This window comes from Pedobacter sp. GSP4 (genome assembly GCF_051857575.1).
In the GTDB taxonomy this organism is placed as follows: Bacteria; Bacteroidota; Bacteroidia; order Sphingobacteriales; family Sphingobacteriaceae; genus Pedobacter.
In genome coordinates, this window is the sequence record NZ_JBPZIR010000005.1 from 332,399 (window position 1) to 346,374 (window position 13,976).

15 protein-coding genes are annotated in these 13,976 nt (G+C 39.9%); 5 read left to right on the forward strand and 10 right to left on the reverse strand.

Annotated elements, in window-relative coordinates:
- Positions 1-84: 84 nt before the first annotated feature.
- From ACS5PU_RS15460 to ACS5PU_RS15470, 3 genes are all read right to left on the reverse strand, one after another.
- Positions 85-261 carry a hypothetical protein gene (locus ACS5PU_RS15460; protein ID WP_439460057.1) on the reverse strand — a complete coding sequence of 59 codons (177 nt, stop codon included), beginning with the start codon at positions 259-261 and terminating at the stop codon, positions 85-87.
- A gap of 417 nt (positions 262-678) precedes the next feature.
- Positions 679-1,452 carry an FKBP-type peptidyl-prolyl cis-trans isomerase gene (locus ACS5PU_RS15465; protein WP_439460058.1) on the reverse strand — a complete coding sequence of 258 codons (774 nt, stop codon included), beginning with the start codon at positions 1,450-1,452 and terminating at the stop codon, positions 679-681.
- 164 nt (positions 1,453-1,616) lie between these two features.
- A complete protein-coding gene (locus ACS5PU_RS15470; protein ID WP_025144153.1) occupies positions 1,617-2,036 on the reverse strand; it encodes a nucleoside-diphosphate kinase in 420 nt (139 codons plus the stop codon).
- Between the two features lie 219 nt (positions 2,037-2,255).
- On the opposite strand from ACS5PU_RS15470, the gene ACS5PU_RS15475 reads away from it, so the two are divergent.
- The 5 genes from ACS5PU_RS15475 to ACS5PU_RS15495 all read left to right on the forward strand — a co-directional run bounded on the left by ACS5PU_RS15475 (position 2,256) and on the right by ACS5PU_RS15495 (position 6,709).
- On the forward strand, positions 2,256-3,266 hold the full coding sequence (locus tag ACS5PU_RS15475) for a DHH family phosphoesterase (RefSeq protein WP_439460059.1): 1,011 nt from the start codon (positions 2,256-2,258) through the stop codon (positions 3,264-3,266).
- A gap of 48 nt (positions 3,267-3,314) precedes the next feature.
- Positions 3,315-4,304, forward strand: coding sequence for an FKBP-type peptidyl-prolyl cis-trans isomerase (locus ACS5PU_RS15480; RefSeq protein WP_439460060.1), 990 nt, complete (start codon positions 3,315-3,317; stop codon positions 4,302-4,304).
- Positions 4,305-4,606: 302 nt separating this feature from the next.
- Positions 4,607-5,575 carry an FKBP-type peptidyl-prolyl cis-trans isomerase gene (locus tag ACS5PU_RS15485; protein WP_439460061.1) on the forward strand — a complete coding sequence of 323 codons (969 nt, stop codon included), beginning with the start codon at positions 4,607-4,609 and terminating at the stop codon, positions 5,573-5,575.
- Positions 5,576-5,725: 150 nt separating this feature from the next.
- Positions 5,726-6,001, forward strand: a complete 276-nt coding sequence (locus ACS5PU_RS15490; RefSeq protein WP_439460062.1) for a hypothetical protein — start codon at positions 5,726-5,728, stop codon at positions 5,999-6,001.
- Between the two features lie 78 nt (positions 6,002-6,079).
- On the forward strand, positions 6,080-6,709 hold the full coding sequence (locus tag ACS5PU_RS15495; RefSeq protein ID WP_439460063.1) for a LuxR C-terminal-related transcriptional regulator: 630 nt from the start codon (positions 6,080-6,082) through the stop codon (positions 6,707-6,709).
- A 223-nt stretch (positions 6,710-6,932) separates the two neighbouring features.
- Here ACS5PU_RS15495 and ACS5PU_RS15500 read toward each other — a convergent pair whose 3' ends face one another.
- From ACS5PU_RS15500 to ACS5PU_RS15530, 7 genes are all read right to left on the reverse strand, one after another.
- The gene (locus tag ACS5PU_RS15500; RefSeq protein WP_439460064.1) at positions 6,933-7,403 is read right to left on the reverse strand and encodes a CYTH domain-containing protein; all 471 of its coding nucleotides are present in this window, start codon (positions 7,401-7,403) and stop codon (positions 6,933-6,935) included.
- 1 nt (position 7,404) lies between these two features.
- Complete coding sequence (locus ACS5PU_RS15505) at positions 7,405-9,354, reverse strand: beta-N-acetylhexosaminidase (protein WP_439460065.1); 1,950 nt, start codon at positions 9,352-9,354, stop codon at positions 7,405-7,407.
- Positions 9,355-9,486: 132 nt separating this feature from the next.
- A complete protein-coding gene (locus tag ACS5PU_RS15510) occupies positions 9,487-9,876 on the reverse strand; it encodes an STAS/SEC14 domain-containing protein (protein ID WP_439460066.1) in 390 nt (129 codons plus the stop codon).
- A 14-nt stretch (positions 9,877-9,890) separates the two neighbouring features.
- Positions 9,891-10,361 carry a hypothetical protein gene (locus ACS5PU_RS15515; protein WP_439460067.1) on the reverse strand — a complete coding sequence of 157 codons (471 nt, stop codon included), beginning with the start codon at positions 10,359-10,361 and terminating at the stop codon, positions 9,891-9,893.
- A gap of 120 nt (positions 10,362-10,481) precedes the next feature.
- Positions 10,482-11,846: an aldehyde dehydrogenase family protein gene (locus tag ACS5PU_RS15520; protein ID WP_439460068.1), complete on the reverse strand. Its 1,365-nt coding sequence runs from the start codon at positions 11,844-11,846 to the stop codon at positions 10,482-10,484.
- Between the two features lie 93 nt (positions 11,847-11,939).
- The gene (locus ACS5PU_RS15525) at positions 11,940-12,653 is read right to left on the reverse strand and encodes a gamma-glutamyl-gamma-aminobutyrate hydrolase family protein (protein ID WP_439460069.1); all 714 of its coding nucleotides are present in this window, start codon (positions 12,651-12,653) and stop codon (positions 11,940-11,942) included.
- Between the two features lie 124 nt (positions 12,654-12,777).
- Entirely contained in the window at positions 12,778-13,926 is a 1,149-nt protein-coding gene (locus tag ACS5PU_RS15530) for an iron-containing alcohol dehydrogenase (protein ID WP_439460070.1), read from the reverse strand.
- Between the last annotated feature and the right edge of the window lie 50 nt (positions 13,927-13,976).

Sequence of the window (13,976 nt, forward strand, 5' to 3'; positions counted from 1 at the left end):
AAATAAAAGGGCATACGTTTTAAACCTATACCCTTTATATTTTAATAGCGCTTAAGCCTGATAACTGTTAAATCGGAACCGGAACTAATCCTTGCTTCCGCCAAATATCTTGGCAAAAATCCAGATCAGTAGCGCAACCACTACTACAACGATAATAATACCCGACCAAACGCCGGCTTTAAATATACCTTCTACCAGTTCACAGCTGCTTAAGGTGGTGCATAATAATGCAATGAGTGCTAAGGGGAATGCTCTTTTCATATTCATGTTAATTTGTAATAGCTAACATCGAATGTTCAAGAAAGTTTTAAGAAAGGGCTTATTTAGCTCGGATCTAAAGAAACTGGCTTTCGTAATCTTAGGTGGTAACGCAGCGAAAGGAAGAGATCTAATCTTGTATGAAAGACCCTGAAACAAGTTCAGGGTGACGACTAACTGGAATTCATAGTGGTGTTAGCTGTTGCCATCTCTTCGTGGTGTCGGATGTTATCATCTGACACAAACTAAGGATTTTTCAAAGAAATCCACTGCAATTTCATAAACAGTTTGATGGTAACATCTGACTGCAAAAAAAAACCGCCATTTCTGCTGTACACCAGCGAAATGACGATTTTAATGGTTTAGTTAAGATGGCCTCCCTACATCATCCATTTTCCCTCATCCATCTTCCTTCTACTACTATTTCCCGTTAACCTTCAATAGCTCAACTTCGAAAATTAATGTGCTATAAGGAGGGATATCCTGTCCGGCACCACGTTCGCCATAAGCCAGGTTGTAAGGGATAAAAAATTTGTATTTAGAACCAGCAGGCATTAACTGTACACCTTCTGTCCAACCCGGAATAACACGGTTAAGTGGGAATGAGATTGGCTCTCCTCTGTCGTAAGAGCTATCAAACTGCTTTCCGTTTAATAAAGTTCCCTTGTAGTGAACCAATACCGAGTCGGTAGCAAGAGGCTTAACACCTGTGCCCGCAGTTAAAACTTCATATTGTAAACCACTGGCAGTTGTTTGTACCCCTGCGCGTTTTTTATTCTGTTCTAAGAATTCTTGTCCTTCTTTCATAATTGGTGCGTATTTAATTTTATTTGCTTCAATTTCGGCTTTGTTTTTTATTGCAGATGCTTTAGCTAAGGCTTCGTTAATACATTGTTGGGCCTGCTGTTGATCTAGTATTGCCTTGCCGCCTGTAAATGCATCTTTTAAACCCTTTAGTAAAACTTCATAGTTTAAGGTAGATAGTCCGGTTGTTTTTAAGCCAGCGCCAATAGAGGTGCCAAAGGCATAACTGGTTGAATCTAGAGAAGATTGCAACGCGATAGCTTTAAAAGTTGATGTTTTGGTAACTGGGGTTGTTTTTTTTGCAACAGGCTTTTTTGCTGCTGTTTTGGTTTGTGCATATGATGCAACAGCGATACCAGAAAAGCATACCGCTAAGAAAATTTTTTTCATTCGTATTAGTTATTAAACAGTATTTATGTGTTATGAGGGTTTAAATATGAGCGCACAGGCTACGTTATGGTAGAATATGTTTTCAAGCCCGAAAGATACAAAATTGATAAAACAATAAAACCCCGAATTTTCGGGGTTTTATTGTAAATATTTTGTGCAAAGAATTAGAAACGTTCGTCTGCTTTGAAGAAGAAATTACCTTCAATTTCTGCATTCTCATCCGAATCTGAACCGTGAACCGCGTTTGCATCGATTGATTTAGCATATTTCTGACGGATTGTACCTTCTGCAGCTTCAGCTGGGTTGGTAGCACCGATTAATTTTCTGAAATCTTCAATGGCGTTGTCTTTTTCTAAAATAGCAGCAACAATTGGTCCTGAAGACATAAAGCTTACTAAATCTTTGTAGAAAGGACGCTCCGCGTGTACTGCATAAAACTGGCCGGCAGTCTCATCAGTAAGTTTAGTATATTTTAATGCAATGATTTTAAAACCAGCATTGGTAATGTCGTTAATAATCGATCCGATATGGCCGTTTGCTACTGCATCAGGCTTAATCATGGTAAAAGTTCTGTTAGTGCTCATTGTGCTTTGATATCAATTTTTCTGCAAAAATACGTTTTAATTGATGAATAATCAATAAAGTATTGTTTAAGATTGGAAAGGGCATTAAACTAATGTGATTAGTGCGCCGAATTGCGTTTAAACTATTTAATAAAGCCTGGTTTTAAGATATAATTCTACTAGTTTTAAAATCCTTTAATCCTATATTAAAATTACTTAGCTTTGCTGCGCAAAAAATATATGCTTACACTAACTGAATTAAAAACATTATTGGCTACGCCACAACGGATTGTGATCACTACGCATCATAAACCTGATGGCGATGCGATGGGTTCATCTTTAGGTTTATATGGATATTTAATTCAGAAAGGCCACCATGTTAAGGTAATCACCCCAACTGATTATCCTACTTTTTTACATTGGATGCCCAATAACGGTGATGTAATTATTTTTACCGAACAGCAGGAGCTGGCCGCCAAACTGGTAGATGAAGCTTCGGTTATTTTCTGCCTCGATTTTAATACCTTAAGCCGTATTAACGAGCTGGGCGAACTGGTTAGGGCTGCAAGTGCTAAAAAGGTAATGATCGATCATCACCTCGAACCAGAAGATTTTGACGATTACCGCCACTGGGATATCAACGCCTGTGCTGCTGCCCAATTGGTTTATGATTTTATAGTGAACCAACTGGAAGATAAAGCCGGGATAAATAAGGATGTTGCTGCTTGTTTGTATACGGGTATCATGACCGATTCGGGATCGTTCCGTTTTCCATCGGCCACTTCGGAAGTATACCGCATTGCCGCAAATTTGATAGATTTAGGTGCCGAACACTGGAAAATCCACCAGCTGGTATATGATAATGCAAGCGAAAACCGTTTACGCTTTTTAGGCTATTGCTTATCAAACAAATTGGAGGTTTTAAGAGAATACAATACAGCCATTATTTCGGTTACCAAAGAGGAACTGGCAGAATACCACAGTGCAACCGGCGATACGGAAGGCGTGGTAAACTATGCGCTATCCATCAACGGAATCCGTTTGGCTGCTTTGATTGTAGAACGCCCAGATAAGGTAAAACTATCAGTAAGATCAACAGGTGATTTTCCGGCAAATGAAATCTGCAAAAAGTATTTTAATGGCGGTGGGCACAGAAATGCTGCAGGTGGTGCTGCAGAAAAACCGTTGGATGAGGTGGTAAACGAATTTAAATCGATATTAGCAGAATATAAAGAACAATTAATTGCCTAAGGGCCACAAATACAAACAATAAAAAACTTAAAAAAGTCAAATTAATAAATGAAAAAGGGAATTATTATTCTAGCAGCAGCCACTTTAGGTTTAGCAGCATGTAACAAAGAAAAAAAGGGAGCTGGTGGCTTATTGTATACCATCCACCACTCGGCAGGTAACGAGAAAATTAAAGAAGGCGATATCGTTAAAATGAATTTCATTCAAAAAAACGATAAAGATTCAGTTTTATCGAGCACATTTGATAGCGAAACCCCTGCAGTATTTCCTGCACAGAAAAAAATGTACGCTGGCGATATGAACGATGTTTTAACGTTGTTCGGAGAAGGTGATAGTGCTACTTTCAAAGTAAATTTGGATACTATGACTTTCCATAGTAAACAACCTAAGCCAGAGCAGTTCAAAAACGATAAATACATCACTTTTACAGTGAAAATCGAGAAAGTATTCAAGAAAAAAGCTGGCGAAGCTGATTCTTCTTTCAACAAAAGAGCTACAGAATTTTTCCAGGCTGATTACAAAGCTTCTTCAGAGAAAAAGAAAGCTGCTGAGCCTGCAAAATTGAAAGCTTATTTAGAAGATACTAAATTGGCAACCAAAACTACTGCAAGTGGTTTACATTACATCATCGAAAATCAAGGTAGCGCAGAGAAAGCTGCTTTAGGCGATACTGTATTGATTAACTATACCGGTAGGGTTACTAAAAAAGGTAAAGATGGTAAATATAAAATCTTCGATACAAGCGATGAGAAATTAGCTAAAGCGGAGAACGAATTTAAACCAGGCAAACCTTACGGTCCTACAAAAATGCCAGTTGGCGGTACCATTCCAGGATTTACCGAAGCATTACAGTTAATTGGTAAAGGTGGTAAAATCAAAGTGATTATCCCTTCTAACTTAGGTTATGGCGAGCAAGGTGCGCCACAGGTGGGGATTATGCCTTTTAGCCCAATTGCTTTCGATCTAGAAATTAAAGATATTATTAAAGGTAAACCAGCAGCCCCGGTTCAGATACCTGCTCCGGTTGTAAAAAAATAATCTGGTAACAACAGCATTAAGGAGGCTGTATCATCAATAGAGATTTCATCCTAATTTGTCACGTTGAGCTTGTTTAAACGCTTTTTTAAAGCATTTAAACATGTCCTTCGACAAGCTCAGGATGACAAATATCTATTTATGATGCAGCCTATTTTTTTGCCCGTTTTTTTTTGACGCTCAGCCAAGAAATAAAACACCCCAAAGATTTATAAAAACTTATTATAGCCTATCTTTGTAATGAAGGAATAAAATGGCAGGCATTTTGAAAGGAAATGGCAGACTATTTTTAATAAATAAATTAAATGAAGAACGGAATTATTATTCTCTTGGCAGCGGCAATAGGTTTATCTGCCTGTAACAAATTCGAAAAGGGTGAAGGAGATATGACTTACAAGATCTATAAAAGTGACGGTAAGCCAAAAATCCAAGATGGAGATTATGTGAAACTGAATGGCGTACAAACAGTAGAAACCAATACCAACCCGGATTCGGTGATGGTAAATACCTATGATAACGACCGCCCCGCTTTTTTTGCCATCAGCAAATCGATGTTCAAGGGCGATCTGGCATCGGGATTAAAATTACTTGGCGAAGGAGACAGTGCTGTTTTTAAATTGAATTTAGATTCGATGGAGAAATATTCGGGGCAGCCAAAACCAAAGGGCCTAAAATCGAACATTGCATCTTTTACCATTAAAATAGAAAAGGTACTGCATAAAGGAAAAGATCCCGATTCTATTTTCGAAGCCAAGAAAAGACTATTTTTCGAAGCAGAGTACAAAGCCCTGAACGAAAAGAATAAAGTGGTAGAGCCTACCAAAATTGCTAAATATATTGCCGATAACGGATTAAAGGTTACTACCGCCCCATCGGGTTTACAGTATGTAATTTCGGCCCCGGGAAATGCAGAAAGAGCGGCGTTAACCGATACGGTGTTAATTGATTATACCGGACAGTTTACCAATAAAAAATCGAACGGAACCTTAAATATTTTCGATACTTCCAGTGCCAAGATTGCCAAAGAAGCGGGCGTTTTCTCCGAAAGCGTACAATATGTGCCTCGTACCTTGCCATTGGGGCAGTTGCCTCAAGGCGTAATACAGGGTATTCAGCTAATTGGTGTTGGTGGTAAGATAAAATTGATTTTACCTTCGAAACTGGGCTTCGGCGAAAATGGCGGCGGACCAATTAATCCTTTTACGCCCTTGGTATTTGATGTAGAACTGAAAGGCATTATAAAACCAAATGCTGCAGCGCCATTGGCCAAGTAAAAAAATATAATTTAATTAGAAGCGCAAAACTGGTTGACTAAAAACCGGTTCTGCGCTTTTTTTTGCTTTAACTAAATTTTAATTTATAGCAATAAAGGTAATTTTTTGTTTAAATTAGATTAACAAGTGTTTTAAACATCATTATTATCTATGCGCTCAAACTACACTTTTTTGTTTCTGAGCTTCAAGTTTCAGCTATTGGGCCTGTTCTTCATGCCCAATGTGCTGTTTGCATGGGATACAGCTTTAAGTAGCGCACCAAGCATTAAGCGGTTCTATTGCCCACAGCTGGCTATTTCGATCTGTTTAAATTCCAACTACACAAAAAAGATCGATCAATCTGTTACCATCCAACCCGAATCTACATTTACCGCTATAAAAAACATAAAATTTAAGGTTTTTAATAAGACACCTGATATTGGTTAAAAAGCCATTTAGGCCCAGGGCTAAAAATTGTTAAAACAGTATTGCCCTAACATTGGTTAACGTTTAAAACTAAACTTTATGGAAAAGATCAAGGTCTTTTTAGTTTATGGTTATGATACTTTAATGAACCGTATTGAAGCGTTATTAAACGAGACTGAAAGTGTTGTACTTGTGGGCAAAACCAATACTGCCGAATTTGCTGAGCTGCTTATCCGCAGTAAAAATCCTCATATTGTGATGATAGATGTTAGTGCCGAAGAACAATTAGGGGCGGCCTTAACCAAACAGATTAAAAGCTGGTTTCCAGAGGTTAAAGTTATGGTGTTTTCTAAGCTCGATGACTTTATCCATATTTCGGCCATGGTTAAATCGGGGGTAACGGGCTATCTTTTAAAAAATGTGAAAAGCCACGAGTTACATAAGGCCATTGATAAAGTAATGTGCGGCGAAACGTATATTCAGAACGCGATTACGGCCAAAGTGATCAATGGAAAAGAAAAACATACCGATGAGGTAAATATTTTGTCGCCACGCGAGGTTGAAATTATCAGGCTGATTGCCAAAGAATATACCTCGGCTGCCATTGGCAAAATGCTTTTCATCTCTGAACATACCGTAGAAACGCACCGCAAAAATATATGGCGTAAAACCGGGGTGAAATCTATAATCGGTTTGTTAAACTTTGCCTACGAGCATCAGCTTATATAAGGCTACTGCTGATTTGATGTCATAAGGCTCTGAATTGATGCTTTTAGGTTCTAATTTGGAGTTATTAAGTTATAATTTGAAGATAATAAGTTCAGTTTTGAGGTTATTAAGTTCAAATCAAAGGATATTAAGCTCAGTTTAGAAGTTATTAAGTTCTCGTCAGAGGATAATAAGTTCAAATTTGAGGTTATTAAGTTCAAAATACTGAATTTGCCCAGTAAGGTTACACCCAATCCTGATATGGACTAAGTGTTAGGTTGGAATTGTAATATTTTTCCTCTTCGGTAACCTCTTGCGCCACCCAATCAGGCAGATCGAAAGTTTCATCTTCACTTTCCAGCTCGATTTCGGCAACGATTAAGCCCTTGTTTTTACCCAAAAATACATCTATCTCCCAAAGCTTGCCATTGTTCGCAATTTCGTAGCGGGTTTTGGAAAGTTCGGACTGGGCAAAATTATCCAGCAATTCTACAGCCTCATTTACCGGAATTTCATACTCGTACTCCAGCCTGCTGGCACCAATGGTTTGCCCTTTTATGGTTAAAAAGCCTTTGCTTGCAGTAGCCCTTACCCTCACCGTTTTATCTTTATCTGTGAGTAAATAACCTTGCCTAAAAAGCTTTCCTGCTGGTTTGGCAAGCTTATCCCACTTCTGCTGATCGATTAAAAACTTACGCTCTATTTCTTTTCCCATGTTATCTGGCCCTTTTCTGCAAATCTGCAATTGGCATACTGATCAACCTGCCAATTGGCTGTTTCCCCCGGTAAGTAATTACACGTAACATGCTGGCATCTTTTGGTACCTGTAGTGCGGCTGTATATTTTGGGTAAAAACGATCTGGGGTAGAATTATCGAAGCTGTAATAAATGTCGAGCCCATCAATTTCTGGTGTTAATTCGATCATTAACTGTTTATCCGCACTGCGTTTAACGGTAAAAATAGGATCGTAAATGGCTGGCGAGTATTTAACTTCTGCCAAATCCAGTCGCTTAAAATGCTGTTGCGTACGGTCTACAAAATTGGTCCAGTTTTTCTTTTCAATCGGGCTCCAAATCGATTCCGAAATTGCAAATGCACGCGGCCAAAGCATATACTGCACCTGGCGGAAGGTAAAAACCTGCTCGGTCCAAAGGTTAGCCTGTGCACCAATTACATACTGCGCATTTACTCCTGCCGGAAGCGGATTGAACTGATAAACCTTGTTTAATCTTAACGAAGCATATACCCTTGGTTCGGTAATGGCATCAGCCTGCATGTAATCAAGGTAAGCATAATCGGTAGGACTCATGACTACATTGTGTTTATCATTGGCCGCCTGGATACCATATTTCATTCCCCTCCAGCTCATTACCGCCGCAGTAGGCGATACACCACCTTCTAAAATTTCATCCCAGCCCATAAATTTTTTGCCCTTTGCAACTACAATCTGTTCTACACGTTTTTCAAAATAAGCCTGAACCTGTGGAATGGTTTTTAATCCTTCGCGAACCATGAGGGCCTTTACCTGATCGTTCTTCTCCCAGAAATTATGCGAGGCTTCATCGCCGCCCATGTGGATGTATTCGAAAGGGAAAAGTTGCGCAACCTGGGTAAGTACAGTATCTAAGAAGCTATATACTTTTTCGTTTGCAGGGCAAAGTGTATTATCAACCAGGGCAATTGGTGGCGCGCCACGGCTCCAGTCCATAATTTTTTCGCCCGAGCGTACTTTATAGTTAACGGCTTCTGGCGTGCACGAAAGTTCAGGGTAGGAGGCGATAATGGCTAAACTATGTCCCGGAACATCTATTTCCGGTAATATGTTTACAAAACGTTCCTGTGCGTACTGCACAAGCTCTTTAATATCTTCTTGTGTATAAAAACCGCCATAAGTACGGGGCTCATCAGGGGTAGGGGGGATAAAATCGCCAAAGGTTCCTGTCTTTTTAACACTCCAGGCACCCACTTCAGTTAATTTTGGTAAGCCTTTAATCTCAATCCGCCAGCCTTCATCATCGGCCAGGTGCAGGTGCAGGAGATTAAATTTGTAGCGTACCATATCATCAATAAACTGCTTTACTTCCTGTTTGGTAAAAAAGTGACGGGCTACATCGAACATCAGTCCGCGCCATCCCAATTTAGGGTAATCAATTACATCAACGCAAGGGGCTTTCCATTTTACACCGGTTACCAGTTCTTTGCTTTCTATTTCGGCAGGGAACAGTTGAAGCAATGATTGAACGCCATAAAAAACGCCTGCAGGCTGGTTGGCGGTAATAACTATTTGGCTTGGGTTAACATTTAACCGGTAACCCTCTTTGCCCAATTGAGCATCTTCTTGTGTATTTAAAATAAGCTTAATGCTCGGGTGGTTAGCATTGCTAACGGTGTTTACAAATTTACCTGTAGCAGTGGTAATCCGATCGGACAGGTAAGCGATGGCCTGTTTTAATTCTCCACTTTTAACTGCCTGGATGGTCACATTTTCGGGCAGGGTGAAGGTTCCTGCCTTTTTCATCAGCGATACCGGCTCGGGAATGATGGAAATCGGCGTTTGTGCAGCCGGGCTTTCAGCATCACCAATTTCAGTTTCTGTAACGATAGATTGAGCGAAAAGATTTGCTGTAAGCAGACAGCAGGAGATAATCAGGAATAATTTTTTCATTAAAATATTTAAAGCGGATTAACCGGTAAGTATTAACCTGCAATTTATTAAAAAGATTTTAATCGGAGGTGTTTGTGCAAGGAGAAATGTGAAGGGGATAGAGAACATAGAGGGCTCCGCCGATTTCGCTGATCACAAAAACCTGCTCAGCCATTCTTTGGCTTTTTCATCATCAGTGAAAGATTTAATGGGGATAGGAGGCATTTGAAATTTAAACAATAGTTTCATGATCAATTGTGCGAGGCCGGGTTTAGAAACCATGGCCATTGCAGTGTATATGTGCGGTAATTGTTCGGTCGAAAATTTTCTGGTTGCTTTATCAGGCACCGGAGAATTTTTTAAATAAATTAACAGGGGCACTTTTTTGTTATTGGTAATTTCTTTGACCAGCTCAACATTGGCCTTGATGTTTGCTACGGTGCGTAAAATACTTTTACTGTAAGCAACCAGTATGCCTGTGTCGGTTAGCAGGTAATCGGCAATTTCGCCTTCTATTAATCGATTCTCTTCAGGGTAAATCATGTATAGTTAAATTTTTAGCTCGACGTAACTAATTTTTTGGCAATTTTTTTCAAAGCTTCAATATCAGTTTTTTCGGTGATTTTATTCACTTTTATCCGGATGAGATAACGCTCTTTTCTGACCACGATTAAGCAGAAGTTTTTTCTATCAGAGTGGAAAAACGCCTGATCGCCAATGTCACCAATCTGCTGATGACCCGAAAGACCACGGTTCTGGGCTATTAATGAATTATACATTTTTTTAGAAGCAGCGTCTGTTTTGTAAATCTCGAACAAATAATTTAGGTTGCTCGGCGTTTGATTGATATTGGTGGTGTAAACAGATGTATACCGAATTATAGTATCACGCTTTTCTGTTTTGTTTTCTACCAGTTTTGCCTTTTGTCCGAGTATTTTTTCGGCATCGTTCCATGACAGGTATTTATCCGTTACTGCTTTATGGTTTGATGCGAAAAGAAAAAGAAATGCAAAGGCTAAAATTTTCATAGCATGCTATTTGGTATAACGAATATACTGATTTAGTAAATGATCATACCTACTTAAAATGTTATTGGGGTGGTGGTGCTCAACGGAGTGAGGTCTTTCAATCAAAATTTTGCTTATTACTTACCCTCTCAAATGATAGCCTTTAGGTTTGGTAAATGCCCTCAATCCCTGATGAGAAAGTGTAGCGCCAATACCAGAATATTTCCTTCCGCTCCATGGGAGGGCGGCACTTACCCTATCGCAGCAGTTCCAGTAGCCGGAGCCGGCATCCAGTTGGGCGAGTATTTTTTCCGCGCGCGATTGATCGGCAGTATAAACAGATGCGGTTAAGCCATAAGCTGTATCCTGCATCATTTTCAAGGCTTCCGTGTCGTTATTTACCTTCATAATGCCAATAATCGGTCCGAAGCTTTCTTCCTGCATCACCAGCATATCGTTGGTTACATCGGTTAAAACTGTTGGTTCGAAATAATAACCTTTTCCTGTTATGGCTTTGCCTCCGGTTAATAATTTAGCGCCCTTATTTAAAGCATCTTTCACCTGGTTTTCCAGTACGGCAATCTGTTCTTTCCGTGTTAAGGCACCAATATATACACCATCGGCAGTGGGCAATCCAATTTTCCAGCTTTCCACTTCGGTAACAAAGGCCTTTACATATTCGGCGTAGTTTTGCTCGTGTACATAAATACGTTCTACAGCGCAGCAGCTTTGTCCGTTGTTATAAAAAGCACCATCGGCAGTGCCAATTGCGGCCGCCGAAACATCGGCAACATCTTCTGCAATGTACAAAGGGTCTTTTCCGCCCAGTTCGAGCTGGCAGGGAACCATTTTACCAGCAACTTTTTCGTAAATGTACTTCCCCGTTTGGTAAGAACCTGTAAAAAAATAGCCATCAAAATTCATTTCTAAAAGGGCAGCGCCTGTTTCTTTGGCACCAATGGCTACATGGAATACCTGCTCGGGTATACCAGCCTCCTTTAATAACTTCCCGATCTCAAGGCCGGTTAAAGTGGCGTATTCGGATGGTTTGTACAGCACTGCATTTCCGCTTAACAGTGCGGGGATAAAAACATTTACACCAACCAGGTAAGGATAATTCCATGCCGAAATATTGCATACAACACCCAGAGGTTCATATTTAATCAATTCTTTCAGCCCGGGTTCATCAACCATCAGCTCATCTGATAGATATTTTTCGGCATTAGCCAGCATCCATTTAATGCGGGCCCTGGCGCCGTTAATTTCATTGCGCGATTGCTGCAGGGGTTTACCTACTTCGCGGGTTAACATAGCCGCCAGCTCTTCGGTTTTATTTTGCAGTAAATCGCTGAACCTGGCGATAACCGATATCCTTTCGTGAAGTGTTATGCCAGCCCACTCTGACTGAGCCTCTTTCAAAGCATCGAATTTGATTTGAAGGGTGCTTGGGTTATCTTCCTTCAAACTGGTTATAATTTCTGCTGTTGCTGGATTGATGATCTCCATATTTTTGGTTTTTGCCACAGATTTCACACATGAACACGGATATTATTAAAAAGCGTGCTAATCATCATGAATTGGTATCCGTGTTTATCTTTTTTAGCTGTGGTTAATATTTAATTTTATTGCATTAACAAAAGCCTCGTGTATGTTTTTGCTAAAAGCGCCGTATTGGTCTTTTAACCTTTCGGGATGCCATTGTACAAATAACAGAAAGGGTTTTCCTTTTGGTTCTAACCTTTCCATTGCCTCGGCAACCCCATCGGGCGAGATTGCACTTACCACTAATCCTTTTCCGCTCTTATCGGTACTTTGGTGGTGGTTACTATTTACCAAACCTTTATCGGTATTTACAATCTGGCTTAACCATGAAGATGGGTTTACAATGATTTCGTGGTAGCGGTCTGATTTATCGTGCATTTTGGCATGATCAAACTTCCCCCATGTTGGGATATCGGGAATCAATGTTCCGCCAAAAAATACATTGCCTACCTGCATGCCGCGGCAAATGCCTAAAACAGGAATGGAATGTGCTTCGGTGTAGGTTAAAACCTTAAATTCAAACTCGTCCCTGGCTTCGTCAATATCATCATCGTAGCAATATTGAAGATATTCGGGCTGGTTATAAAACCGCGGATGTACATCTTCGCCACCCGTTAAAACGATGCCATGGCATTTTTTGATTTGATCGAAATTGTTAAGCTTATGGCCTAACCGGATTACCTCAACACTTTTATCGTAAGATAAGACCCAATCTTGGTAAATGGTATATTTACTGCAATCGGTAACCCCAATTATTATTTTATCTGGCATGGTAACTATTTTTTGCTACAGATTTTACTGATCGACAGCGATTTGATTACTCACAATTTGTTAAATCATTTTTATCAGATTTTTTTATCTGTGTTTATCCATTTTATCTGTGTTTAATGATTTTTTAAAGTGCACTTAAATACAGTTGTTTAAAATCATCCCTGCTCACAGGCTTAGGATTATTGGGATGTGCAAAATCTGCAAAGGCTAAATCTGCCAGTGTTTCTATGTGTTCATCTTTAACGCCAATATCACTCAATTTATGCGGAATATTTACTTTCGTATTCAAATCGAACAGATATTTTACAACAGCTTCGCCACTCTCTTCCCGAAGCTCCAATGCGCGGGCTATTTTTTTAAAGCGTTCTTCAAAGCCGGCAATGTTAAATTGCATGCCATAAGGGATATTTACAGCATTTGCTAAGCCATGGTGGGTATCGAGCAAAGATGAAAGCGGATGTGCCAACGAATGCACTACGCCCAGGCCTTTCTGAAAGGCAATGGCACCCATCATCGAGGCCATTAACATTTTACTGCGGCTTTCTAAGTCGGGCTTATGCGTTGCCTGTACCAGCGAATCTTTGATCAATGCAATCCCTTCGAGTGCAATTCCATCACACATGGGATGAAAGTTTTTTGCCAAATAAGCCTCCATATTGTGCGTTAAAGCATCCATGCCTGTTGCTGCAGTAATAAAAGGTGGTAAATCCATCGTTAGCTCAGGATCTGCAAAAACAATCTGGGCCATTAATTTAGGCGAAAACAGGATTTTTTTCTGGTGGGTTTCATCATCTGCAATGATGGCACTTCGGCCCACCTCGCTTCCGGTACCAGCTGTAGTAGGGATGGTAATAAAATGGGGAACATCATTGGTTACGTAAACATCACCCCCGATCAGATCGTCATATTTAAATAAATCCTCGCGGTGGTTTACACGGAGCACAATGGCCCGGGCCACATCCAAGGCTGCACCGCCACCTATACCCACTATGCTATCGCGATGTGTAGCATCCCAAATTGCTGTTCCTTTGTAAACATCGCTCTTTACCGGGTTTTTATGGATATCGCTAAAAACCTCTACTGAAGTGTTCTTTGCTTTTAAATCATCAACAATCCTTTTAAAAAATGGAAGCTGAGCAATGGTCGGATCGGTAACAATTAAGGGTGCTCTTAAATTATGCTTGGCTAAATAGGCCGGCAATTCTTTTACCGCACCTGCACCAAAACGGATGGTTGTTGGAAAATTAAACTGATGGATTTTATCAAATATCATGATAGTTCTTTTAATAACTGAGGTTTTAATATGTGTGTTTTTACTTGTTC